Consider the following 24125-nt stretch of genomic DNA (forward strand, 5'->3'; position numbering starts at 1 on the left):
TCCCGACGAAAACCCTTCGGAAAACCGTACCAGACCGCTCACTGAGAATTGCTGAAACGAGCATGAAACGGTTGCATTTTGACCGGTCCGAAGATAAAGTTACACGGGAGTCGCCATTGTCCGAATCTCTCCGAGCATATCAGCCGATACGGAACCAGATGTATAACCTGCGCCTGATTTTTCTGCTGCTGACCGCGCTTGTTCTGTCTGCCGCGCCTGTCTGCGCCCAGGATGTCCTCGCTCCCGGGGATACCATCCGGGTGTGGGTGAAGGGCGAGCCGGACCTCACCGTCGAGCGTGTGATCGGCAGTGACGGAAGCATTTCCTATCCCTTGCTCGGTACCGTGCCCGTTCACGGATTGAAACCCTACGAAGCGGCCCGCACAATCGCCCGTCTGCTCGACGACGGCTATATCCGCCAGCCTCTCGTGCAGATCGACGTCACGTCGAGGGCGCCGGCCCGTTCCGAGCCGCCGGCGATTCCCGCCGTGAGCGAGAGGCCGTCGTCTTCCCCCCCCGAACCGCAAGCGGCGCCGTCCGAAGCGCCTGCGGCCCCGCTTCCCGACGCCCGGACGGAAGTACATCCCCCGGTTTCCCCCGCGGCGGCCCCGGCCCCCAAGGCCGTTGCTCCCAAACCTGTAAGCAAGCGCCTCATCGAGGTCGTCGACGGAAAAAACGGCGCGGGCATCGGCAGCGCCGCCCTGTTCCTCGGCGGAAAGATCTACCAGAGTAACCGTCTCGGTCAGATGCTCATCGAGCAGTCGAGCGGCCGCATCATTCTCATCGCCGACGGTTACAAGATTTTGCAGGGGCCGCTCGAGCGCTTCCTGCGCGCCGGAAACCCCGCCCGCATCGTCATGGACAGGATTACCGTGGCCGGGGTGATAACGGTAAAGGTCATCGATATCCGTGACGGGAAGCCGCTTCCCGGGGTGAAGGTGACCCTCGACGACATGAGCGTTAAGACCAACTCCCAGGGCATCTTCCGAATGCGCGACATCCGCAAGGAGTTCGGCGAGATCAAACTGGAAATGGCCGGCTACAAGCCGCTTCGCAAGATCATCGATTTCAAGGGGCCTGCCGAGCAGGTGCTGGCGCTGAAACGCGATGAGTAGGCGCGGCTTCACCCTGATCGAGCTGATCATCGTCGTGGCCATCATCGCCGTGCTGGCTGCCACGTCGTACAACTACTACCAGGACTCGCTTGCGACCGCCCGCGAGAACGTCGTCAGGCAGAACATCCAGATGGTCAGGGAAGCGATCGGGCGCTATTTCCAGACGAATCTCCAGCACCCCGCGGATCTCGATGCGCTCAAGCCGGCCTACCTCACGCAGTCGGCCGAACAACTTCTCGTCTATCCGCTCGGAAGCGCGACGATCGAAGTCGAGGTGCCGGCCGACAACAACGTGACGAACCTCCTCCAGTATAAGGGCGCCTTCGGCTGGGTGACGGCCGCCCAGAACAAGACGGACAAGAAACTGATACGCGCGGTGAGGGTGCGCGTCGACAGCGGATATCTGATCAACTGAAGAATAACGGGAAGCGAAGGGGATAAGAGATGGTCGAGCAGGCACAGAACCAGCCTGAAAAATCGCCGGCACAAGAGATCACGCCGGGCTCCGAGCCCAGAACGGTGCTGTCGTATCTGAACCCGTTCTACGGGACGGTTTCGCTCAGCGAACGGCTCCTTTTCACAAAGTATTTCACGACGCTGACGAGGGCCGGTATTCCGGTTCTCCGGTCGCTCGGAACGCTCGCCCGCCAGATGCAGACGGCTCCCTTCCGCAAAATGATCTGGGAGATGCGGAACGACGTCGAGGGCGGTATCCCGCTGAACATGGCCTTCCGCAAGAATGAAGACACGTTCGGGCTGCTGTACACAAACCTTGTCCGGGTCGGCGAGGAGTCCGGCCGGCTTTTCAACGTGCTCGATCGGCTCAGCACGCTGCTCGACCGCGAAATCAAACTTCGCCGGAAGGTGCTCGCGGCGATGACGTATCCGGCGGTCATCACCCTCGTCGCAACCGGCGTCGTGCTGTTCCTGATGCTGGCCGTCATTCCCCAGTTCGCGAAACTGTTCGCCCAGTTCGGGCAGGAGCTGCCGTGGCTCACCCAGCAGGTCATCAATGTCAGCAGCTTCGTCGGAAACAATTTCCTCAACCTCATCGCGGCGACCGTGGCGATTCTCCTGGTGATCTATCAAGTGAATCAGACGACCGGCGGGCGTCGTTTCTTCGATTCCGTGCGGTTGAAAATCCCTGTGATCGGAAATCTGACGCAGAAGTATGCGATCGCGATGTTCTCCCGAAACATGGCGACGCTCTTTCAGTCTGGCGTTTCGATCATCACCGCGATGAAGATCAGCATCGAGACCGTCGAGAATATCATTCTCGCCGATGCCCTCAACCAGGTCGTCCGCGACGTCGAGGGCGGTCAGCCGATCGCCAAAGCCCTCGTGAAGGTTGACATCATGCCCGAGTTGACGACGCAGATGATCGAGGTCGGCGAAGAGACCGGTAACCTCGACGACATGCTCGAAAAGGTCGCCGAGTTCTACGAGGACGAGATCAATTTCATGATCGACCAGATGACGGCCCTTGTCGAACCGGCGTTTATCCTTGTTCTTGGAACGATCGTCGGCGTTATCGTCGTAGCTATGTATCTTCCGATATTTAAAATGGCCAAGGTCGTATCGGGAGGCGGAGGCGGTGGAGGCGGCCCGACGATGCCGTAACGGTTCCGTCTGACGAAAGACGGGCTGGGAAACCGATGTTTCCCGGCCCTTTTTTATTTTTTTCGCTCATTGCTTCTTCGGATTCGTGAAAAGGCTGTCGATAGGTAATGTGTATTAGGCTGCATTGCCAGCAGGAGTCGCACCCAATCGAAGGAGCTTGATCATGCAAAACCAGCGGGCCCGGTATCGCACGGCGATGCGTTGGGCCGTCGCGTGTCTTTCCATGCTGGGATGCCTGAGTGCCGGTTCTGCCTTCGCCGGCGTGCTTTCCGACCTGTCCGTGACGGAACTGGGTGAGAAGCGGCTGTGCCTGTTCGCAGAACAGGAAATTTCGGATGTCGCCGCGCGGGCCGTTGCCAGCGATGTTCTTGAAATCGATCTGCCCGACTGCACCTTCTCCGGCGGTCCGAAGATCGTTCTCGCCCCCCACGCGAAAATCAAGTTCCTTCGCATCAACCAGATCGGCCGGCAGCCGGATATCGTCCGCGTCGCGGCCGTGTTCGAACCGGGCCTGACGTTCGTTCCGAAACTCGAAAACAAGCGGCTCATCCTCGACCAGATCGGGGAAACGCCGAAGCGTCCTCTGGTGACGCCGCAGAAGCCGACGCCGCTTCCGCCCAAGAGAGAGTTCGCTCCCGAAAAACCCGCGGGGTATGTCACGGAAAAACTGCAGGAACCCATTTCCCTGAAGACGCAGGAACCCGTTCCGACCGAACCGAGGAAGGTTGTCGTTCCTGAAAAGGCTGTTGAAACGGCCCCCGAACAACCGAGAGAGAACGTCCAGGTCGCTTCGGCCAGGCCTGCTCCCCAGGCTCCTCGCACGGCGATTCCCGTTGCCGAGCGGGAGTTTCTCGACCAGAAGGTGAGCATCCAGTTCGAACAGCAGGAGCTGACGACCATTCTCGACGCCCTGGCGCAGAAGTTCGGCCTTCGCATCTTCGCCGATGGCGGCGTGAAAGGGAAGTTCACGGTCCATGCCGTCGACATGCCCCTGAGAGATGTGCTCAAGAGCCTTCTCCTGCAGAAAAATTTCCAGTATACCCTCCGCGGCAAGGACCTGACGGTCATTTCGCTCGGCCAGCATGCCGATCGTGTTGCCCGCGAACTGCTGTTCAAGGACCTCGGCCTGAAGGATGCATTGCAAACGCTATCGAAAATGATGAACGTCAACCTCATCATTCACGAGTCCGTGAAGGACAAGAGCGTCAACTTCTACGTTGAGAACCTCAGCCTGGATGAGCTTCTCGAACTGCTCATTTCGACGAATGATCTCGTGATGAAGCCCCACAACGAAAACACCTACATCATCATGACCAAGGAAGAGGCGAAAAAGTTCGGCAATAAGCAATACAGGACGTTCAAGCTGGTCAACGCGAAGCCCGCCGAGGTCATCAGCATGATCACCGGCAGCAAGTCGCTTTCCGAAAAGATCGATACCGCCAACATGGCCGTCAATGACCGCATCAACGCCCTGTCGGTCTACGAGACGCCCGAAAATCTCGACCTGATCGCCAAAGTCATCGAAAACGTCGATGAGAAGCTGAAGCAGGCCGTCATCGAAGTCAAACTTCTCGAGGTGAACCGCTCTTTCACCAGGGAACTGGGCATCGATCTCAACAGTGGGAACGGCGTCAATATCAATGTTCCCGACGTCACCAGAATTCCGACCTCCTACGCTCTTGGTGCCCGCCTTGTGATGCTTGAAAACGAGGGCAAGGCGAAGGTGCTGTCCAGCCCCAAGATCAGGGCCGTTCACAACAAAAAGGCGACGATCAATATCGGGAAAAAGATTCCCGTTCCGTATTTCCGGTATGAAGTTGCGTCGACGACGTATCTGGGTTACGTGCCGCAGACCTACAAGGAATACCGCGACCTCGACACCGGCATTCAGCTTGATGTCACGCCTGAAATTTCACACGACAACGAAATCAGTCTTGATATAAACCTCCGTATCGATGAAGTCGTCAAGATCAATGATGATGGCCAGCCGACGCGTGACAGCCGGAGCACGCACTCCTACATCCGCGTGCAGGACGGCGAGACGGTCGTCCTGGGCGGTCTGATATCGAGCCAGAACACGACAGATACCTCGAGCCCCGCGCTGATAAACAAAATTCCTCTTCTGAAGCGGCTGACCAGTAAAACGAAAAATGTGAAGAGCGACGTCGAAATGATCATGCTCGTCACACCGCGACTCGTGAATCTCGACGATGCCGACGAGCCGTCGCCTGAGAAGTCCGAACTCGTCGTTCAAACCCGGAACTGAGACAGAAGGTTGTTATGAAGCGTCTGAACATGTTGAGGTGTCGGCCGGTAAAGGGATACAGGCCCCTTGATGCCCGTGGGTTCAACCTCATCGAGATGATGGTGGCCGTCATCATCATCGCTACGCTCGTTCTCATCGCCGTAAGAGAGTATGGGGAGTATGTCCTTCGGGCGAAGATCACCAAGGCCCAGGTCGATCTCGAAGAGCTGGCCAAGGCTGTCAGGATGTACAATACGAAGGAAGAACAACCCTTCAGAATCGCCACCTTTACCATTCTCGAGTTGGGAAGCTTCGTCGGAACCTACCTCGAGAAAGAACCCCCCTTCGATCCCTGGGGAACTCCGTATCGACACAATGCCGATATGGGAATCGTTTATTCGATCGGTCCTGACGGGCTTGACTCGCAGATTCGCGTGATACCGAATTTTCCTTCGGATGATATAATAGTAAGATATATGCCTCAGGAGTTTTTCATCACGAAGGTCGAATACGTCGACGCGAACCGGAATATCCGCATAGATTTCGGCGACAGGATCGATATCTTCTTTTCCCGCCCGGCGAAGATGACGAATGTTTCGGTGTTCGATTTCATCACCAATTACCCCGAAAGGGCTCTTGGAAGCGCAATCGTGTCGAGCCCCCCGAAGGGAAACGTTCTCTCGTTCCTCTTCGCCTCCCCGGTTCCTCCTTCGATTAATATCGGGGAAACGACGATCCGCCCCAGGGATTTCATCGATTCGATCGTCGATTGCTCTCCGCAACCACAGCCCCTGCGCAAACATGATGAAATTCTGATCCAAAGTAGAAGAATGTAGTAAAAAAAAAGAAAAAAGATTATTTTTATGTGGAAAATATCCCTTTTGAGGTAAATATACCTCGCGTCACCGCGCGGGGGTTTTTCTTATAGAGAACAGAAGAGGATCGTCGAGAAAATAATTTCCATTCGCCAAAGCGGGTACAAGGCTTGCGTAAATAAATATAGATTTATTTCAAGGTGTAAAATTTCAAGACTGAAGGCAGATTTTTGAGTTCTTTGACAAAAATATAAAAAACTTCTGGAAAATTTGTAAAATATACATATTCTTTGGCGGTATGATTATTGCCGATGGTATGATAAGATAGCGCTAAATCTGACCTGAATGGGGATTTCATGAGACTCTTCCCTGGTGGTGTTTATGGCGGGAGCCGAGGGTTCACCCTGATAGAACTCCTCGTGGTAATTGCGATCATCGCTATCCTGGCGGGAACGGCCCTTCCGTATGTACAATCCTATGTCCTTGAAAGCAAGATCAGCAAAGCAAAGGCCGATCTTGAGGAAATCGGTCGGGCCATAGCCATCTACGAAACGCGGGAAAAGGTATACATGGCCTCCGATGTTTCTCTCCTCACAGGTCGGTATCTGAATAGATCCCCTATTGACCCGTGGGGCCGCCCTTTTATCGTGGCGACGCATGCTGGAACGGTATACTCCTCAGGCCCCGACAGAAACCCGGCAACGCAGGATGATAACGTATTTTATATGTATCAGCCTCTTCTCGCGCTGGTGAGAGCCAGATGGGTGGATGCCAACCAGACCGGTCGGGTCGATACGGAGAATACGCCGGATTACCTCCTGCTCACATTTTCCCGAACCATCAACGACAAGGCCCCGGGGGCGGACGTGAAAAGTCCCCTGAATTTCAGTTTCAGCAGTATTGCTGATGCCGATGTCGAAAACCTCTTCGCCTGGGACCAAGTCGCCACGATGCCCGATGGAAAAGGCCTGATGATTCCCCTTGCCACGGCGGCGCACATGATTTTCACCCCGGGAAGCGATACCGTTGCCGTGAAATCCGGGAATACGCTTTTCGATACCTCGATCTTTCAATTGAACAGATGCATTTCAAGCCAACCGGTTATTATCAAGGCTGAATAAAGAAAATTATACATTCCTAAGGAGAATTGGGTATGAGACGGGGCTTTACATTGATCGAACTGTTGGTGGTTATCACGATCTTGGCTGTCCTGGCCGGGGCCGCGATGCCGTATGTCCAGTCGTATGTTGAAGAGTCGCGTCTGGCCAAGGCAAAAACGGACCTTGAAGAAATTGCACGAGCGTTGATTGTCTATGAAACCAGGGAAGGCGAATACAACCAGGGTGATGTGTCGATTCTTACCGGCCGATATCTGAACAAATCTCCGATCGATCCCTGGGGCAAGGCCTATCGGGTCGCCACGGCCGAAGGAATCGTTGTCTCGTGTGGTCCTGACCGGAGTTTTGAGGATGCGGACGACAACCTGTTCTATCCCTATCAGCCGCCCTTGGCGCTCGTTCAGGTGAAATGGGTCGATAAGAATAATTCGGGTGCCGTAGACACGCAGAATATCAACGACGAGCTCCATCTCCTTTTCAGTCGTAAGCTCAAATGCGCCACGAGTACGATCACAGGCAAACTGGGCGAGTGCTTCGGCATATCCACGGATGGAGCGAGTATCGCTTCGATTCCGGCGGTCGTTGACAGCACCGGTGATGCGATCAGAATGGTTGCCTCCAGAACCGTTATTCTGAAAGTATTAACCGGAAGCCAGAATGCTTTCCTCGTCGGAAGCAGTACGATTCAGGTTCTGGAAGGTCATAAAACACTGATCGATATGGCTGCGGTGCCGAACTTCTGTATTTCGTCGCAACCCGTCATCATTCTTCCTCAGTAAGTATCTCAAGAAAAAGGAGACATTCTATATGAAACGCGGTTTCACCCTCATCGAACTTCTCGTCGTCATCACAATTATCGCGGTACTGGCCGGTGCCGCCATGCCGTATGTCCAGTCCTACGTCGAAGAGGCCCGGCTCGCCAAGGCCAAAACCGACCTTGAAGAGATCGCCCGCGCCCTGATGGTGTATGAAACCCGGGAAGGCGAATACAACTCCGCCGATGTTTCGATTCTCACCGGCCGCTACCTGAACAAGGCCCCGATCGATCCCTGGGGCAAGGCCTATGCGGTTTCGACCTCCGCCGGTTATGTCTACTCCGGCGGTCCGGACAGATCGCTGACGAATGCGGATGACAACCTCATCTATTCCTACCAGCCGCCCTTGGCGCTGGTCCAGGTGAAATGGGTCGACAAGAACAACTCCGGCGCCGTCGATGCCCAGAACATTAACGACGAACTGCATCTCCTGTTCAGCCGCAGACTTTCTGGTGATAATGCGAATTGGTTAACCTCCCCGGATACTGAGGAGATTCCGAAAGCATTGAAGGCATGCTTCAGGTTGTCTTCAACTGGCGATATTACGAGCGTTATCGCTAGTGGGGTTACTGATGGAAAGAGTGACGTTAGAATCGTTGCTTCTCGGACTATCATTCTCAAGGTGAGTGCCGCCGATTCATTCGCCGTCGGCAGTGACACAATCACGATTATCTCGGGCCATGACACTTTGAAAGATCTTGCAAATCCTCCGAATGCCTGTATCTCGTCCCAGCCGGCCGTTATTATGCCGCAATAACGAAGTATCTGGTGGGTTGATTCCTGACCTTGTATGTAATTTGACAGGAGGAAATATTATGATACGCAGACAGGGTTTCACTCTGATTGAACTGTTGATTGTCGTCACGATCATCGCTATTCTGGTCGGCGCCGCAGTTCCCTACGTCCAGGACTACGTCGACCAGACCCGAACCAGCCGCGCCAAGGCCGATATCGATGAAATCAAGCGTGCGCTCATGCTTTATGAAGTTCAGTATGGCCATTATACAAGTGATACCATTGCCAGCTTGGTTGGCCCCTTTCTGACCAGAAATCTTCCCGATCCTTGGGGAAATGCTTATAAAGTTGATGATAAAAAATCAAGAGTATACTCAATGGGGCCAGATGGAGAAGCCGGTAATGGTGATGACGTAACTGCCGATTTCCGTCCTCGAATGGCTGTCACACGGGTGAATTTTGTTGATATTGATGGTGACGGTGTTCCGAGCACAAATGATGTGTTGTCTGTCAGGGTGTGCCGACCCCTTGCCTCTACTGTTGGAACCGACAATGTCCTCGTTGTCTCTGATAGCGGAACTGTTGCTACATTAGCTAGCCCTACCAGAGTGAATGATTATACGGTTCAATTTACATTGGGGACAATATCTAATATGGTCCTGAGTGAAAGCAAACTTCTGATCAGTTCCGGAAATGCCATCAAGGATGAAAGTGCTACTGATTTTCTCGAACAAGCTCGCCCGGATCGGCTGAAAATATTCTTCGAATGATATCAAGATTTTGAAAAGCGGCCTCTGGCGAGGCCGCTTTTCTCAAAATCCCTTCTGATTTTCCCCATGGCCTTGGTAATTCTTCAGGAGAATGAGTTATGAACACGAAAAATAAAGGCTTTACGTTGATCGAATTGCTAATTGTGGTTACGATCATCGCAATCCTTGCTGGCGCAGCAATTCCCTATGTCCAGGACTATGTCGAACAGACGCGGTCCGGACGCGCAAAAGCCGATCTGGATGAGATCAAGCGGGCGATCATGCTGTATGAGGCTCAGTTCGGGACCTATACGAGCGATAACATCGCCAGCCTCGTTGGCCCATTCCTCACCAAGAACATCCCTGATCCCTGGAGCAGTGCGTACGTGGTCAGCAACGCCAGTTCCACCGTTTATTCGTATGGCCCTGATGGAAAAGACGGTACGGGGGACGAAATCATCGTCGAGTATCGCCCTCGCTGTAACCCGGGCCTACTATCTTGATGCCAACGGTGACGGCCTCCTGAGTACGGGTGATGCTCTTCACATCGTCGTGTGTCGCCCCGCCTCCGGGGACGTGTTTTCAAGCACCGGATTGTCGATTGCAGACGCCGGAGGCGCCGTTCTTTCCTCAGGCGATTGGCTGAGCGGGACACTGGCCAGTTTCACCTTCACCGGAATTACTCCGGACTTCAGGCCTGGTTCGAGTACGCTCAGTGTCGCTGCCAATAATGCGATCGTTGATCAGAGTAATACCAAAGCTCGTGCCGATACTTTGAAAATTCTGTATCAATAATGGTTGTATGGTTTCCTATCTTCCCGGTGCCAGCAAAAGGAGAATGATGATGAAACGTGGTTTTACCCTGATCGAGCTTTTGGTCGTGATCACGATACTCGCAGTGCTTGCCGGCGCTGCAATGCCGTATGTCCAATCATACGTCGAAGAGGCTCGCCTGGCCAAGGCCAAAACCGATCTTGAGGAAATCGCCCGCGCTTTGATGGTATATGAAACTCGGGAAGGTGAATATAATTCCAACGATGTGTCTCTTCTCACCGGCCGCTACCTGAACAAGGCCCCGATCGACCCCTGGGGCAAGTCCTATGCCGTTTCGACGTATTCCGGCTTCGTATACTCCGGTGGACCTGACAGAAGCCTGACCGATGCTGATGATAATATCATCTTTTCCTATCAGCCCCCGTTGGCTCTCGTCCAGGTAAAGTGGATCGACAAGAACAACTCAGGTGCTGTCGACGCGCAGAACGTTGCAGATGAACTCCACCTTCTTTTCAGTAGAAGACTCTCCGGGGCGAAAGCGAATGAGCTGACCACAACAGATGCTGCCACAGCTCAGAATGCCTTGAATGCCTGTTTTGCGTTATCCTCCATCGGTACGGGGGATATTACCAATGTTGTTCAATACGGAGCTGCCGATGCAGTGAGAATAACCGCCTCGAAAACGGTCATTCTCAAGATCAAACCAACCGCCACGCCGGACATTTTTGCGGTTGGAAGCGACAAGATAACAATCAAGACGGACCATAAAACCCTGTATGATCTTTCCTCTCCGATTGCAAATGCTTGTATTTCTTCTCAGCCGGTAACAATTCTACCGCAATAATACCCAAAACAAAAGCGGCCCCGTAACTGGGGCCGCTTTTGTTTTTGGGACGTTCGAGGGGTAAGACTTGGTTTGAATTTTTCGAGAGGGTGTTCTATTGTGGAGTTATCGGAGGTGTGGTAACATCCCCGATCATGAACAGACATGCATTTACCTTGGTCGAGTTGCTTGTCGTCGTGGCCATCGTCCTCGTGCTGGTTGGTGTGGTGTTGCCCTATTATCAGAACTACGTCCGGGAGGCGAAAATTTCCAAGGCACGGCATGAACTCGACATTTTGAAGGAAGCATTGATCAAGTTCAATACCTTTGAAGACCGAAAGTTCGGCTTTTCCGGCCAAGGGGCACGACTCGAACTGCTTCTTGGGAAATATCTCCAGAATATCCCGTTTGACCCATGGAACAGGCCGTATGAAGTGTATCCCGATCGCGGACAGCTTTTGTGTCTCGGGCCCGATCATATCGCGTCCTATGATGACATCCTTGTCGACTACGAGCCCCCACTCGCACTTCAAAAAGCGACATGGATCGATGTCGACAATAACATCCATATTTCGCCCGGCGATCTGCTGAAGCTCGAGTTCAGCAAGCCTCTTCAGGCTTCAAACTCTGTTCGGTTGACGAACGCATCGCCGGCGGTCGACGCCGATCTGCTGTTTTCACCGGAGGTTGTCGTTTCCAATATGATTGCTTCGATCACGACGGCGAGTTCGACCGATATCTACCTGAACATCATCGAGTCGAATGACAATACCTTTTTCCCCGGCTCTTCCACCGTCATGGTCGCGGAGAGCAATATCCGGATTGTCGATTATGCCGGTCGGCCGGCGAACGGAACGGCAGGCCAGTTTCCCGGCCTGGAAGTCACCATTCAGAATCGTTGAGAAAACATGAAACATACCCGAGAAGACAACGAAAACGCGAAGTTTGAACGAGGCGAATTCCATGCAAAAGGTTGGGGAAATCTCGACGCGCTGGACTGGCTGATCTACATCGGCGTGATTCTTGTCACGCTGATCGTGCCGTTCCTCTATTCGAGGCAGACGACGGAAAATTTCCTCACCCCCAAAGAGTTTACGGCAAAAATCGCTCTTGCCTTTCTGGGCGCGGTTTTCTGCCTGAGATTTATTGCAAACGGGAGGATACAGTTCAAACGTACGAAGCTGGATCTGCCCCTGGTGGGATTTTTTGGCCTTGCCCTTTTTTCCATTGTTTGGAATGACAACGTCCCGTCGGCCCTCCGCGACCTTCGGGGCACCTTCCTGATCCTGATGCTTTTTCCCCTGATCGTGAACGTCGTTCGCGAGCGGTGGCAACTCGAAGGCGTGATCTGGACGATGGTGATTGCCGGCATCGCGACGAGCACGCTCGGGATCATGGAGGCATACAACCTCTATTTCAAACTCGATTCGGTCAACGGCATTTCCTTTGTTCGGGATGACATCCTGGCAGGGCAGTTCGATTACACGTCATGGTATCTCCCGCTGTTTCCCCAGTTGGCGAGCAAAGATTACAACATGGCGTCGATTGTATCCACCTTCGGGAACCGGAATTATCTCGGAACGTTCGCCATGTTCTCGGCATTTTTCCCGCTCGGTTTTTTCTTTTATTATCGCAATCCTGCCATGAAGGCGATTTCCATCAGCCTTTTCTCATGGATGGTCTACGGTCTGTATATCACCCGGTGCCGTGCCGCTCTGCTTGGTGTCATCGCCGGCGTTGTGTTCATGTTTTTCATGCTGGTTCTGTTCGATCGCAGTTGGAAATTCGTCAGGCGCCATGCGGTTTTTTTCTGGATCGTGGGCAGCGTTCTTGTGGGCGGCCTCATCGTTTCGGCCGTTACCGCAAAATCCACCGATATGTGGGGGAAGATCCGGAACACGTTTACGATGGACCGCACGGTCAGCAACACCTTCGAACGGGTCTGGGTCTGGTATGCCACCTTCCGGAACTGGCTCGATAACCCGAAACTGCCGCTGAGATCCGCCGAAGAGAGAAATATGATCGACATGGCGCAGGAAACCGGAGATCTTCCCGCGCGAATCTCCCGATGGTTGGTGGGCGGCGGTTATGGATCGTTCAAGCATTTCTTTCCCCTCCAGGAAGCCAAAACCCTGGATGACGAAAACAAGGAGACCTTCGCCGCCGTTACCTTCCGCCAGGCCCACAACGACTGGCTCCAGGTGCTTGCCGAACTCGGCGTCATCGGCTTCGGGTTGCTGTTGTGGCTGGTATGGCGGTTCTTTGGCGGCATCTACCACGCGATCAAAGCCGACATGCAGGGGGGCCGGGCAAGCGACTTCCGCGGGGACCACGTTCTGCTGATCACGCTGGGGGCCGCGATGATCTCGCAACTGACCGCGGCCGTGCCCGACTTCCCGTTCCATCGCATCGAGACGGCGTTGTATGCCGTCATCGTTCTGGCGCTCGTTCCCGTGATGGCGGAGACCGTGTTCTTTTCGCGGCAGCTTCCTCTCGCGACGATTGACACCGTTCCGAACGCCCCGGTGTGGGTGGGGATGCTCGGTGTGGTGGCGGGGCTTCTCGCCATCAACTACGAGGTGCGAAGCTGGCAGGCGGATATCAAGGTTCGCGCGGCGGAAGCGTATCTCGGCCAGCGAGCCTCTCCCGAAAGCGTCCTGATGGCAAAGCGGGAACTATTGAATGCGATGCAGATCGACCCGCTCCCGGGCGACCAGTATCTGAAAATGGCGACGATTCTCGAGCTCGAGAACAAGCCGCAGGAAGCCCTCGATTTCGCCAACCGGGCCTGGAAAAACATCAACTTCAACGCCCGCTCGACGTATCATTCCGTCACGTTCAGGCGTCTGCACATTTTCTACCACCTGCTGCAGGACAGGAAAAAAGCCCTCGATGAGGCGTTGTTCGGCCAGTATCTCACCGCGGGCGAGGCGCGCTCCATCTACTACTTCTACGCCGGCAAGATCGCTCTCGAACTCGCCGACTTCGCGAAGGCGGAGTGGGCGCTGGCGCGCGCGATGAACTATCCGACCTTCGTCACACAGGCCGCGGCGAATCTCGCCGTCGTCAAGGCGTCGATGCAGAAATGGCCGGAAGCGCTCGCGCTGGCAGCCTCGATTTCGGCCCTGGTGAACGACGCCGACCCGACGATGCTCGATATCGTCGGGATTTCCGCCACGAACCTCGGCCAGACGGCTACGGCGGAACAGGCGTTGCGCAAGGCGGTGAGCCTCGGCCCGACGCAGCCCGTCTACAAGCGCGATCTCGGCTCGCTCCTGATCAGGACCAACCGGACCGCCGAGGGCCGGGCGCTTCTGGAAGAAGCCTACGGCAGCACCGACCTTCCGCCCCAGATGGGCGAAGAGATCAGGACCCTTCTCGCCTCGTTGACGGTCCAGCAGCGGAAGATGGCCGATGACCTGCTGGCCGCAGGGAACAGAGCGCCTGCCATTGAAATATTGCGAGAAATATATGGCGGCCGCGTTCTTCCCGACGGGATGAAGGCGGACGTCGAAGCGAAACTGAAGGAACTCGGCGCGATGACCGCCGAACGGGCTCCCGCACCGGCTGAAGCCCCGTCCATTCCGTCCGTTCCTTCTCCATTCCCGCCGCTTTCCGGCGAGCCGAACGCGAAGCCCGCGACCGGTGGTGCCTCTCAATGACGCGCGCCGCTTCCCCGCGACATCTGAGGGGCATGGGAGTCGCCGGAAAAGCACTCCTTGCCGCCTGGATTCTCCTTGCGCTGTTCACCGGCGGCTGTCGGTCAGAGCGGAAACTTCCCGAGCGGCTTCAGGCGGATTTCTCACGGAATTCGCCTGACGTTCTCAGGCTGGGATTGTACGGCGACGTGAGCGATCTGTCACCGATCGGTCACCATGGCGAATACGATCGGTCCATTTGTAACCTGATTCATGCCGCTCCGCTGAGATTCGCCGCCGACGGAAGTCTGGAGGGGGACCTCTTCGCATCGTGGGTGAGTTATCCCGACGAAAACGGACGGCTTATTGTCGACGGCATCTGGAAGCAGAATCTGATGTGGCATGACGGGACGCCGTTCGACCCGAAAGCGCTCGAATTCACGTTCGCCGCGATGCGCGACCCCGCGAATGCCTCGCCTTATGCGGCCCTTGCTTCAGCTGTTGTCGAGGTCGCTCCCATGGATCGCGGCCGGCGGATTCGCATCGTGTTTCCGGGGTTGTCGCGGCGGTATCTCGAGTTGCTGACAGCCGGCCTTCTTCCGCCCCACCTTCTCGAAGGTAAATCCATTCCCGAGGCGAAAGTCGAACGACGGGTGAATGCCTCCGATGCGGTTGCAGGCGGGGAAACCGGAACGTCGACCCAAGTCCTCTACTCCGAGTTTCCCGTCGGTCTCGGGGCATACCGTCTCTCAGACCGAAAACGGGGGATGTTCCTGGAACTCGAGGCGACCCGGGAGGCAGCTTCCGATACGGCCCGTCCGACGTTCCGTCGGATTCTCGTGAAGTGTCACGCCCAGTTCGAGACGCTTCTGAATGATTTCCGGCAGGGAAGACTCGACTGGATACCGGTTCCGTCAGAAATTGCCTCGAAAATAGAGGAACTCCAGATTCCGGACGCTCGATTTCATCGCTATCCGAACCCGAGTTTTCTGTTCTGGGGATTCAATCTGAAGAAACCCCCGTTCGATCAGGAGCGGGTCCGAAAAGCCCTTGCCGCCGGGATAGACAAAGGGGCCGCCAGGTCGAAGATTCCCTACGACGGAATGGTGCTCGCAAACATGCCGTTCCCGGCCTCGGCAACCGGAAATCTTACGAAAAACGCCCCCGAAGCCGCGCAAACCCCGGCAGATCTCGTCCGACTGCTTGATGGAACCGGGCTGAAAGATTTGAACGGTGACGGAAAAAGGGATGTGAACGGGAAACCCTTTTCCATGAAGATTCTCGTCAACGAAGAGAATCTCGTCAGAAAGCTGGTTGCGGAAGAAATATCCACTCAGCTCAGACGCGCGGGCATCGACGCCTCGGTTGAGGCGATCAGCTGGTCCGAGCTTCTCGGAACCAAGCTTGTCGGCGATACGTGGGACAGTTTCCTACTGGCGTTTCAACTGCCTCGGGCCGGGAATGCCATCGATCTTTGGCATACCCCGACGGCATCGATCACCGAATCCCTGAATTATTGCGGAGTTTCCGACTTTGAACTCGACGGACTTCTCGAACAGCTCGACCGGTGGCCCGAACAGGCGAGTCCCTCGGCATACCTCGGAAGCATTTCCGAACGGCTCGAGGCTGTCACACCGGGAGCATTTCTGTTCAGGCCGGCGGATGTGGCCGCGTGGCATACGTATTTGACAGGCCCCGAGAACGAGGCTGGCATGATCGATATGCGTCCGTCTGCCTGGCAAAAGAAGGTTGGAAGCAGCGACGCTCCGGCGTCGGCTGGCTCACCCGATATCCGGTGACAGCGGATGCCCCCGATCCTGAGCGTTTCTGACTATTCGCTGACCCTGCACGGCAGTGATGGGCGGCCTCTTCCGGTGCTTCAGAGCGTGAACCTGGAAATCGCCCGGGGCTGTTGCGTCGGCGTCGCCGGCGAGTCTGGTTCGGGCAAGTCCGTCCTTGCGCTGAGCGTGATGGGGTTGCTGCCGCAGTCAGCTGTCGTCGCGCGCTCGGGGACGATCAGGTTCGATGATCTCGACCTGCTTTCGCTCGACGAGGAAGCGTTTCGCACGATTCGCGGCAGGCGCATGGCGATGGTGTTCCAGGAGCCGATGACGGCGATGAACCCGCTGATGACCCTCTTCGACCAGGTCGGCGAGACGGTGCAGGCGCATCTGCCCGGGGCAACCCGCGAGGAAATACGGGACCGCGTCATGCGATCGCTTCAACGGGCCGGCTTTGCCGATCCCGCGCGGTTCATCTCATCCTTCCCTCATCAGCTGAGCGGAGGCATGCGCCAGCGGGCCATGCTCGCCATGGCGCTCGTCATGGAGCCGGAACTCGTCATCGCCGACGAGCCGACCACCGCTCTCGACGCGGCTCTCCAGATCCAGCTTCTCGGGGAGCTTCGGCGACAGGTGCGGGCCGGCGGCAGTTCGATGATGTTCATCAGCCACGATCTCGGCGTCATCAGGGCCGTGTCCGACGAACTCGTCGTGATGTATGCCGGCGTCGTCGTGGAATCCGGGCCGACGCAGGACGTGATGGCTCGGCCGGCGCATCCCTATACCGCGGCGCTGATCGAGGCTTTGCCGCGATTGATCATCGAAAAGCGCCTACCCCGGCCGATTGCAGGACATCTGCCGGCTCCCGACAGAAAGCCGGCCGGCTGCGTTTTTTCCGATCGGTGTTCCAGGGTGCAGGAAAACTGTCGGAAGGCATTGCCCGGAGTGACCGAGCTTGGAACAGGCCGCCGGGTGCGCTGCCTCTTTCCGAACGGCTGAATTTTCCTTTGGTTATCCGTTGGAGAAACTCCGGAATCGTCCGATAGGAAAGCAATCACCGATCGATTGCGGGGTTCGAGACGCCTGTGACCTCACCTGAAAAATCGCTTCCCTCCGTGCCCGCGGAAGGCGCGCTGGCGGCTGTCTCTGCCGGTCTGGCCGGTGGCGCCGGGGTTGCAGCCGCGGCAGCAGCAGCTGTCGGGGGGGCGGCGGGATGTTCCCGGCCGGAGACCCCGGTTTTGTCCGTCCTGGGGGTCGGGAAAGCCTTCGAGCTGGAACGCCCTCTCTGGAACAGATGCGCGGACTGGTGGAGTGGCCACCCTGCACCCAGGATTCAAGCGCTCTCTGATGTATCGTTCGAAGTCGGAGCGCACGAAACCGTCGGCATTCTCGGCGAAAGCGGGTCTGGAAAGTCGACCCTTGCGCGCGTGCTGATGGGACTCCATCAGGCGGATGCCGGACATGCGATGCTCCAGGGACGCAGCCTGTTTTCAGCTGACCGGGGCGTCATTCTGGAAAATCTCCGCCACATGCAGATGATCTTTCAGGACCCCTTCAGTTCGCTCGATCCGCGGATGTCCGTACGACGCATTCTTGAAGAGCCGCTTCGCATACACGATGCGGGGCACAGCTCTGGGTGGGGCGCTCGCCTCGAGAACGGCCTGGCTGAAGTCGGGCTCGAACGCGATGTTCTGGACCGGTATCCCAGCGAGTTCAGCGGGGGCCAGCGCCAGCGGATCGGCATCTGCCGTGCGCTGATTCTGAACCCGACCCTGCTGATCGCCGACGAGGCGGTTTCCGCCCTCGACGTGTCCGTGCAGGCGCAGATCCTTGAACTTCTTCTGCGCTTGAAAGAGGCGCGCGGGCTTTCTCTTTTATTTATATCACATGATATAGCTGTCGTCCGCCAGATATCCGACCGCGTGCTGGTCCTGTATCGGGGAAAAATCGTCGAGTCGATGCCGGCCGACTGCCTCCTTCGTGATCCGGCGCATCCCTACACCCGCAGGCTTCTCGAAGCCGCTCTTCATTTGCGCGAAGGCGCGCAACTGACCGCGGATGCCGCCGACGCGGCGGGGGGAAACGCACGAGGTGCGACCGGTTGTCCCAGTCGCGATCGCTGTGTTCGTGCGAGTTCCGTATGCGCAGATTCGCCTGCGCTCGCCGAACTTCATCCGGGCCACCTGGTCGCCTGCCACCACCCGAAAAACTGAAAACGTCGGTGCACTGCACACGGCGATCGGTTTTTATGATACCTTTATTCCTCGATTGCAGGGCGTCGTCCATTCCCGTGGGCGGAGCCTCACTGGCAATGCATAACTGACGGCGGGCGCGCCAGTTCCCGTTCGCCGGAAACTCTGGAGATCGCAGGCATCATGACAACCGTTCGCAACGACGAGATCGACACCGAATCCCTGAAGAAGGAAATCAAGCAGGAGCTCATCAAGCGCGAGATCATGATGGGCATGGACGACGACGAGATCGACCTGTTCGAGCTCGGCAAGGTTCTCTGGAAACACTGGCGCATGGTGCTGGTCATGCCCTTCGTCGTCGCCGTCATCGCGGCGCTGTACAGCCTGACGATCCCCAACCAGTTCAAGTCGAAGGCGACGATCTTCGTCCACGCCAAGGGCGGCAGCGGCGGCATGAGCGCTCTGCTCAGCAGTCTCCCGATGGCCGGCATGCTCGGCGGCCTCGGCGGCGGTGGCGGAGCCGAGTATCTGATGGCGTATCTGAAAAGCGACGATATGTCCGCGCGCATCATCAGACAGTTCGGCGTGGCGACGAACCCGATTCTGATGGGGGATCGGCCGCCCGAGGACGTGAAGATCGACGATCTGATCAAAAAGATCGGGAATATCGTCAACATTTCGAAAGACAAGGACGGTCTGATCACGGTCGCGGCCGAAACGACGTCCGCAACTCTCTCGGCTGACCTGGCCGCCGCCTACCTGGTGAACCTGAACATGTATGCCAAGGGGCCCGCCACGCAAAAGCGCGTGTTCATCGAGGAACAGCTCGCAAAGGTACAGAAAGAACTCGATGAGGCCGAATCTAAGTTCAAGGCATATCAGGATAAGAACAAGCTGATTGCAATCGACGAACAGGCCAAGGCTGTTGTCGAGAGTCTCGTCAAACTCGAATCGTCGAAAGTCGAGAGCGATGTTGCCCTCAAGATGCAGGAAAGCCTCCTGAAGTCGATGGCGAACCTTCCCGAACTGGTGCGCATCGAGGGCCAGAAGGTCTCCGAAGAAGCCCGCCAGAAGGCGCTCGACAAGGCGATCGGCGACGTCGAGAAGAAGCTCGAGGGGATTCCGGAACTTGCTCTGCAGTATGCCCGTCTGATGCGGGAGCTCAAGGTCAAAGAGAAAGTCTTCGAAACATTGACCACGCAATATGAAATGGCGAAAATCTCTGAAGCCGAGGAAGGAAGCCAGTTCGAGGTGATCGACCGGCCCTTCCCAGCCGAGCGCAAATCGAAACCGAGTCGCTCGCTGATCGTGATTCTCTCTGGTATAACGGCCGGTATGCTTGGCGTTTTCCTCGCCTTCTTCGTGGAATTCCTCGAAAAGCGGCGGCGGGAAGAGGCTGCGAAGGCCGGTGGAAAGCGCGAAGCCTGACAGCCCTCCGCAGGTGAGACTCTTCGAGTGGTTTGCCGAATGGTTCGGCCGCGTGCGGAACGGTCGCTGTTCCGGCCCCCCGGGCGAAGTGTTGCGTCAGGCCGGCGCCCCCGGCAACCTGTATCCGTGGATTGAAACCCTTTGCGATACGGAGCATCCGCTGAAAGAAACCCCTCAGGGATGGGTTCCCGACCTTGAAAAGAGGCACAGGGCCTGCCGGCGGGGTGCTGGGCAGTATTACACGCCGGAATCGCTCGTGAAACGGCTTCTTGTCGAAACCGGCCTTTCCGGCGCATGCGGGGCTGCGCTCGATCCCGCGTGTGGAGACGGGGCGTTTCTGGTGCCGCTTGCCGAACTACGGCTCGGGAGGAACGGCGCCGGCTCCCTGAATGAACTGACCGGGATCGATCTTGATGCAGAAGCGCTGCTGACATGCCTGGCACGGTTGATAGCCGTCGCTCCGGAGCGCGGATGGCCTCGTCTCGAACAACGGGATTTTCTGCTTGATCCGCCTGAGGGACGGTTCCGACTCGTTCTCGGAAATCCGCCGTACCGGGTCAACCTTCCCAAAACGGTTTGTGAGAAATTAGCCGAACGATATGCGACCACCGAAGGCGAAAAAGATCTGTACACGTTTTTCATCGAGGGCGGCCTGAATCTTCTCGAACCGGACGGCGCGTTGCTTCTGCTCACGTCACATGGATGGCTCGTCAACCATCAATGCGCGAAGATCAGAACGCTCGCGTTCGCCGGACATGACGTCAGGCGCCTGTTCCTGCTTCCGACGCGCTTCTTCCCCGATGCTCCGGGGGTCATCCCCGTGGTGACGGAAATCCATCGCGTATTGAATGAACACGCCTCCGTGCGTGTCTATGACGCGTATGACGAGACCGAAGGCTGGCGTATCCGGCGAACCGCACCCGCGGAAAGGTTTCTGGAGCCGACGGGTTTGAGAAAAGCCCTCGCGGATCCCGTCGTTGAAGAACTGTTCGAACGAATGGAAGCCGGAAATGCCCGGCTTGGCGAGATCGCGAAAATCGGCGTCGGCATCCAGGAATCGACGCGAAGAGGAGACCGGGTCTCCAGGTTCGTCAGTGGCTCCCCGACGGGGGCGACGGCCGTGAGGGTCATCCGCGGCCGCGAAGTGGAGCCCTTCCGGATCCGCTGGGAGGGGCTGTTTCTCGATTACGGGCCCCATCTGACCTACGCCGGCGACCCGGAGATCTTTCGCGGCGAGAAACTGGTATACCAGAATCTCCGACATGAAACACTGCCGGTACGGCTCGTGGCGGCACTCGACAGGGACGGATTCTTTCCGAAAAATTCGCTTTCATATATATGCCGGCCGAAGAGCCCTTTCTCCCTCGAATATATCGCCGGGCTCCTCAACAGCCGTCTCGTCAACGCCTGGTTTGCCGGCAGATTCTTCAGCTTCCACGTCACCGTCACGCAGGTCCGCTCCATCCCGATCCCCGAGGCCGACGAACGGCGTCGGGGTGCCGTCGAGCAGATCGTGCGAAGACTCGCGAATCTCTCCCCGGGAGACGGCATCCGTGAGAGCGATGCCATGCAATTGTCGCTGGCCGTCGCCGCCTGCTACTTTCCCGACAAAGATCCCCTGCAGATCGTTCGACAGATTGCTTGATCGAATATTGAGCCTGTGATACACTGGGTTAGCACTCTGAATCGAAGAGTGCTAAATGAACCAATCTCGTCGACAGGCGTTCATACTCAGGAGGAGACATATGCCGACATACAGTTATTTCTGCCCGGCGTGTGAGAAGAAATTCGATGCCTTTCATTCGATGAAATGTACGGATCCGCAACTGTGTCCGACCTGCGGAACCGCGGGAAAAAAGCTGCTTTCGGCCAGTTCGATCATTTTCAAGGGCTCGGGATTCTATACGACGGATTATAGAAGCTCGGGATACGTCGAGGCGCAGAATCGCGACAAGGACACGTCGACACCTGCCGCTCCGAAGAGCGACGGCGGCTCGGGCGGCGCTTCCTCCGGGGCGGGCACCGCGAAAACAGCCGATTCCTCCGCGCCGTCCGCGTCGTCCGGTGACGCGTCGTCGCCGAGTTCGACCGCCGGAGGGAAGGAACAGGCGTGCGCGGCCTGAGTTCCCGTGATCGATCCGCTGCTTGAAGGTCTCGCCGATCCGGACCCCGAACGACGCCGCAGGGCGATCTTCGGGGTCCTTTCGCATCGGCGCCATGACCTGCTGACGCCCCTGTATGACCTGGCCCTGGCGGAAAAAGAGGCCGGCCTGGCCGTTCTCGCGACCCAGGTCGTGCTGTCGCTCCGTTCCGCCCCGCCCGATCCGCGCCAGGACGAACTGATCGAACGGGCTGTGGCCGACCGCGATCCCGACAGGCTCGACGAGGCTTCCTGGGAGTATCTCGAAACCGCGGGAACTCGCCTGCAGAGACTCCATGTGCTTGCCTTGCTCTCGCGGCATGACGCTCCGCCTCGACATGCGCGCGGGTTTCTCGAAAGCTGTATCGGCCATTGCGACCCCGACGTGCGAACGGCCGCATGTCGGCCGGCCGTTGCCGCCGGGAACGGGCGCCTGCTGGCCTGGGTGCTCGCGGCCATCGAAGACCCCGACGCCGGCGTCGGGCGCGAGGCGGTGGCTGCGATTCAGACCGCGCCCCGCGCCCTCATCGCCGACGCTCTGGAAGAGGCTCTTACGGACGCCGACGAATGGGTGCCGGCCTGCGTCGCCGAGTTCCTTCCCGTCCTTGCCGGCGAGGAGATGCGCGAATCGCTCCTGCGGGGGGGCGAAAGCGCTCTGCCCAGGGTCGCCGCGAGATCACGCGAGGCTCTTGCCAGGCTCGACGCGCGAAAAATGGCCTCCCGCCTTCCGCCTCCTCCGCCGCTTCCGAAACCCATCGAACGGCCGGCCGATGTGAAATTCTCCTTTCCCTCGCCAATGCCGGTCGCGACGAAACCCGCCGTCGCCGCGCCGCCGCCGGGCCCGCTTCCCTGGGCGCACCTCGTGACGGCGCTGGCGTCCGCACCGGAAACGATCCCTGCGGCAGGCCCCGAAATCGCCCCTCCGACTCCACCGCCGGCCAGAGAGACCCCGAAGAAGGAACGCGTCATCTCGATGCGCAGCAGAATAACGAAAGATAAACATGAGAAACCGGCAGCCGTCATGGAGAAACCGTTCGCCTCTGCGATGGCAGATGGCGGGGCACGCCTTGTTTCCCGGCCGCAGGCGGGAGAGGTTTCTCTGGCAACGCCCCGTCCGCCGGGAGATGCCCTTTCTTCCGTTGATATATCTGCAGATACACCAGGGCAACTCGATTTGGACGTATGGGAGGCTGTTTCCATCGATTTTGCTGCGCCGAGGGAGCCGAGGCTGGCGGTGCAGATCGAGCCGGCAGGGGAACCGCCGGTTGGCATGTCCGTTTCAGACACAGCGGACATCGAGATAACGATCGACGATGCGCATGTCGCACAGACCGCTCCGTTGAGCGAGGCATCGGAAGCCCCGGAACAATCCCGGGACGGCGCGCTGTCTCTTGCAAAGCCGCCGATGATCGATACGATCCTTGCACGGTACCCGTCGTTCGTCACGGGGCCGCTCGAGCGGTTCTTCCGGCCGGCCGCCCCTGACGCGCTTATGGAGACGCTCCGGGCCGCTATCGAGCCGCTGATCGCGTTCCTGTCGTTCGCGTTCCTGCAAACCTACCTGTTTTTCGGCCGGCGGACGCCCAAAGGCGACCAGGCCGCCAGGGACGCCCTGAACGCCCATTTTTCCGGCCCTGCATCCGTTCGGCTGCTGCATCACCTCTCGCTCTCCGTGAGGGAGATCGAGGGAGATGCGTTCTTTTCCACCGGGCTTGCGAGGGCGATGAATGAGGCTTCCGAAGACATGAACCCCCTGTTCATGCTCCGCGAGGTGACGGAGTTCCTGAAAACACCCCCGGACGAAGCAGGTGATGGCCTGCAGCAGGTCGCGGGAGGACTTCCGGCCCTGCTGGGTGCATGCAAGGGAATCCTCCAGAATCCTATCGTCCTGAAACTTCCGCCGGGAGCGCGCGAGCCGTTTCTGAACCTGTCCGGCCCGCGTCCGCTCCCGCTCTCCGCGGCGGATCGTCCCGGCCTCGACCTGCCGGCGAACGAGATCGTGGTCCTCTCGAAAGACCGCTCCGAAGCGCTGGGGCTCTTTCCGTATTTCACCTTCGACGGCAGGAGCGTGACGTTCGGCATTCCCGCCGATGCCGCGTTCAAAACCCTGCTCGAACGACTTGGACTGACATTGTGA

The 24125-nt window shown here is 57.5% G+C and carries 20 protein-coding genes; all 20 read left to right on the forward strand.

The window, feature by feature from the left end:
* Positions 1-158 precede the first annotated feature (158 nt).
* The 20 genes from PLU72_17585 (at position 159) to PLU72_17680 (ending at position 24125) form a co-directional block, all read left to right on the forward strand.
* Positions 159-1115 carry a polysaccharide biosynthesis/export family protein gene (locus PLU72_17585; GenBank protein ID HOT29992.1) on the forward strand — a complete coding sequence of 319 codons (957 nt, stop codon included), beginning with the start codon at positions 159-161 and terminating at the stop codon, positions 1113-1115.
* Positions 1108-1530, forward strand: coding sequence for a prepilin-type N-terminal cleavage/methylation domain-containing protein (locus PLU72_17590; protein HOT29993.1), 423 nt, complete (start codon positions 1108-1110; stop codon positions 1528-1530). The genes PLU72_17585 and PLU72_17590 overlap by 8 nt, the downstream gene beginning before the upstream one ends.
* Before the next feature lie 29 nt (positions 1531-1559).
* Positions 1560-2735 carry a type II secretion system F family protein gene (locus tag PLU72_17595; protein ID HOT29994.1) on the forward strand — a complete coding sequence of 392 codons (1176 nt, stop codon included), beginning with the start codon at positions 1560-1562 and terminating at the stop codon, positions 2733-2735.
* 163 nt (positions 2736-2898) lie between these two features.
* On the forward strand, positions 2899-5001 hold the full coding sequence (locus tag PLU72_17600; GenBank protein HOT29995.1) for a hypothetical protein: 2103 nt from the start codon (positions 2899-2901) through the stop codon (positions 4999-5001).
* Between the two features lie 29 nt (positions 5002-5030).
* Entirely contained in the window at positions 5031-5816 is a 786-nt protein-coding gene (locus tag PLU72_17605; protein ID HOT29996.1) for a type II secretion system protein GspG, read from the forward strand.
* Positions 5817-6151: 335 nt separating this feature from the next.
* Complete coding sequence (locus PLU72_17610) at positions 6152-6916, forward strand: prepilin-type N-terminal cleavage/methylation domain-containing protein (GenBank protein HOT29997.1); 765 nt, start codon at positions 6152-6154, stop codon at positions 6914-6916.
* A 32-nt stretch (positions 6917-6948) separates the two neighbouring features.
* Complete coding sequence (locus tag PLU72_17615; GenBank protein ID HOT29998.1) at positions 6949-7692, forward strand: prepilin-type N-terminal cleavage/methylation domain-containing protein; 744 nt, start codon at positions 6949-6951, stop codon at positions 7690-7692.
* A gap of 28 nt (positions 7693-7720) precedes the next feature.
* A complete protein-coding gene (locus PLU72_17620) occupies positions 7721-8485 on the forward strand; it encodes a prepilin-type N-terminal cleavage/methylation domain-containing protein (protein HOT29999.1) in 765 nt (254 codons plus the stop codon).
* 58 nt (positions 8486-8543) lie between these two features.
* Complete coding sequence (locus PLU72_17625) at positions 8544-9233, forward strand: type II secretion system protein GspG (GenBank protein HOT30000.1); 690 nt, start codon at positions 8544-8546, stop codon at positions 9231-9233.
* Between the two features lie 98 nt (positions 9234-9331).
* A complete protein-coding gene (locus tag PLU72_17630) occupies positions 9332-9715 on the forward strand; it encodes a prepilin-type N-terminal cleavage/methylation domain-containing protein (GenBank protein ID HOT30001.1) in 384 nt (127 codons plus the stop codon).
* A 341-nt stretch (positions 9716-10056) separates the two neighbouring features.
* Positions 10057-10830: a prepilin-type N-terminal cleavage/methylation domain-containing protein gene (locus tag PLU72_17635; protein ID HOT30002.1), complete on the forward strand. Its 774-nt coding sequence runs from the start codon at positions 10057-10059 to the stop codon at positions 10828-10830.
* A gap of 38 nt (positions 10831-10868) precedes the next feature.
* Positions 10869-11711: a prepilin-type N-terminal cleavage/methylation domain-containing protein gene (locus PLU72_17640; protein ID HOT30003.1), complete on the forward strand. Its 843-nt coding sequence runs from the start codon at positions 10869-10871 to the stop codon at positions 11709-11711.
* Between the two features lie 6 nt (positions 11712-11717).
* Positions 11718-14471, forward strand: coding sequence for a hypothetical protein (locus tag PLU72_17645; GenBank protein ID HOT30004.1), 2754 nt, complete (start codon positions 11718-11720; stop codon positions 14469-14471).
* Between the two features lie 32 nt (positions 14472-14503).
* On the forward strand, positions 14504-16246 hold the full coding sequence (locus PLU72_17650; GenBank protein ID HOT30005.1) for an ABC transporter substrate-binding protein: 1743 nt from the start codon (positions 14504-14506) through the stop codon (positions 16244-16246).
* Between the two features lie 6 nt (positions 16247-16252).
* A complete protein-coding gene (locus PLU72_17655) occupies positions 16253-17227 on the forward strand; it encodes an ABC transporter ATP-binding protein (GenBank protein ID HOT30006.1) in 975 nt (324 codons plus the stop codon).
* A gap of 86 nt (positions 17228-17313) precedes the next feature.
* Complete coding sequence (locus PLU72_17660) at positions 17314-18441, forward strand: ATP-binding cassette domain-containing protein (GenBank protein HOT30007.1); 1128 nt, start codon at positions 17314-17316, stop codon at positions 18439-18441.
* A 162-nt stretch (positions 18442-18603) separates the two neighbouring features.
* Positions 18604-19848 (forward strand): Wzz/FepE/Etk N-terminal domain-containing protein, encoded by a 1245-nt coding sequence (locus tag PLU72_17665; protein HOT30008.1) that lies wholly within the window; start codon positions 18604-18606, stop codon positions 19846-19848.
* Entirely contained in the window at positions 19829-21493 is a 1665-nt protein-coding gene (locus PLU72_17670; GenBank protein HOT30009.1) for a TaqI-like C-terminal specificity domain-containing protein, read from the forward strand. Before PLU72_17665 ends, PLU72_17670 begins: the two co-directional genes overlap by 20 nt.
* A gap of 100 nt (positions 21494-21593) precedes the next feature.
* Entirely contained in the window at positions 21594-21971 is a 378-nt protein-coding gene (locus tag PLU72_17675; protein HOT30010.1) for a zinc ribbon domain-containing protein, read from the forward strand.
* A gap of 6 nt (positions 21972-21977) precedes the next feature.
* Complete coding sequence (locus tag PLU72_17680; protein ID HOT30011.1) at positions 21978-24125, forward strand: hypothetical protein; 2148 nt, start codon at positions 21978-21980, stop codon at positions 24123-24125.

It is taken from the genome of Candidatus Ozemobacteraceae bacterium, assembly GCA_035373905.1.
GTDB lineage: Bacteria > Muiribacteriota > Ozemobacteria > Ozemobacterales > Ozemobacteraceae > MWAR01.

Coding starts and splice junctions, on each gene's coding strand:
- PLU72_17585 (HOT29992.1), top strand. CDS start 159: ATGTATAACCTGCGCCTGATTTTTCTGCTGCTGACCGCGCTTGTTCTG.
- PLU72_17590 (HOT29993.1), top strand. CDS start 1,108: ATGAGTAGGCGCGGCTTCACCCTGATCGAGCTGATCATCGTCGTGGCC.
- PLU72_17595 (HOT29994.1), top strand. CDS start 1,560: ATGGTCGAGCAGGCACAGAACCAGCCTGAAAAATCGCCGGCACAAGAG.
- PLU72_17600 (HOT29995.1), top strand. CDS start 2,899: ATGCAAAACCAGCGGGCCCGGTATCGCACGGCGATGCGTTGGGCCGTC.
- PLU72_17605 (HOT29996.1), top strand. CDS start 5,031: ATGTTGAGGTGTCGGCCGGTAAAGGGATACAGGCCCCTTGATGCCCGT.
- PLU72_17610 (HOT29997.1), top strand. CDS start 6,152: ATGAGACTCTTCCCTGGTGGTGTTTATGGCGGGAGCCGAGGGTTCACC.
- PLU72_17615 (HOT29998.1), top strand. CDS start 6,949: ATGAGACGGGGCTTTACATTGATCGAACTGTTGGTGGTTATCACGATC.
- PLU72_17620 (HOT29999.1), top strand. CDS start 7,721: ATGAAACGCGGTTTCACCCTCATCGAACTTCTCGTCGTCATCACAATT.
- PLU72_17625 (HOT30000.1), top strand. CDS start 8,544: ATGATACGCAGACAGGGTTTCACTCTGATTGAACTGTTGATTGTCGTC.
- PLU72_17630 (HOT30001.1), top strand. CDS start 9,332: ATGAACACGAAAAATAAAGGCTTTACGTTGATCGAATTGCTAATTGTG.
- PLU72_17635 (HOT30002.1), top strand. CDS start 10,057: ATGAAACGTGGTTTTACCCTGATCGAGCTTTTGGTCGTGATCACGATA.
- PLU72_17645 (HOT30004.1), top strand. CDS start 11,718: ATGAAACATACCCGAGAAGACAACGAAAACGCGAAGTTTGAACGAGGC.
- PLU72_17650 (HOT30005.1), top strand. CDS start 14,504: ATGGGAGTCGCCGGAAAAGCACTCCTTGCCGCCTGGATTCTCCTTGCG.
- PLU72_17655 (HOT30006.1), top strand. CDS start 16,253: ATGCCCCCGATCCTGAGCGTTTCTGACTATTCGCTGACCCTGCACGGC.
- PLU72_17665 (HOT30008.1), top strand. CDS start 18,604: ATGACAACCGTTCGCAACGACGAGATCGACACCGAATCCCTGAAGAAG.
- PLU72_17675 (HOT30010.1), top strand. CDS start 21,594: ATGCCGACATACAGTTATTTCTGCCCGGCGTGTGAGAAGAAATTCGAT.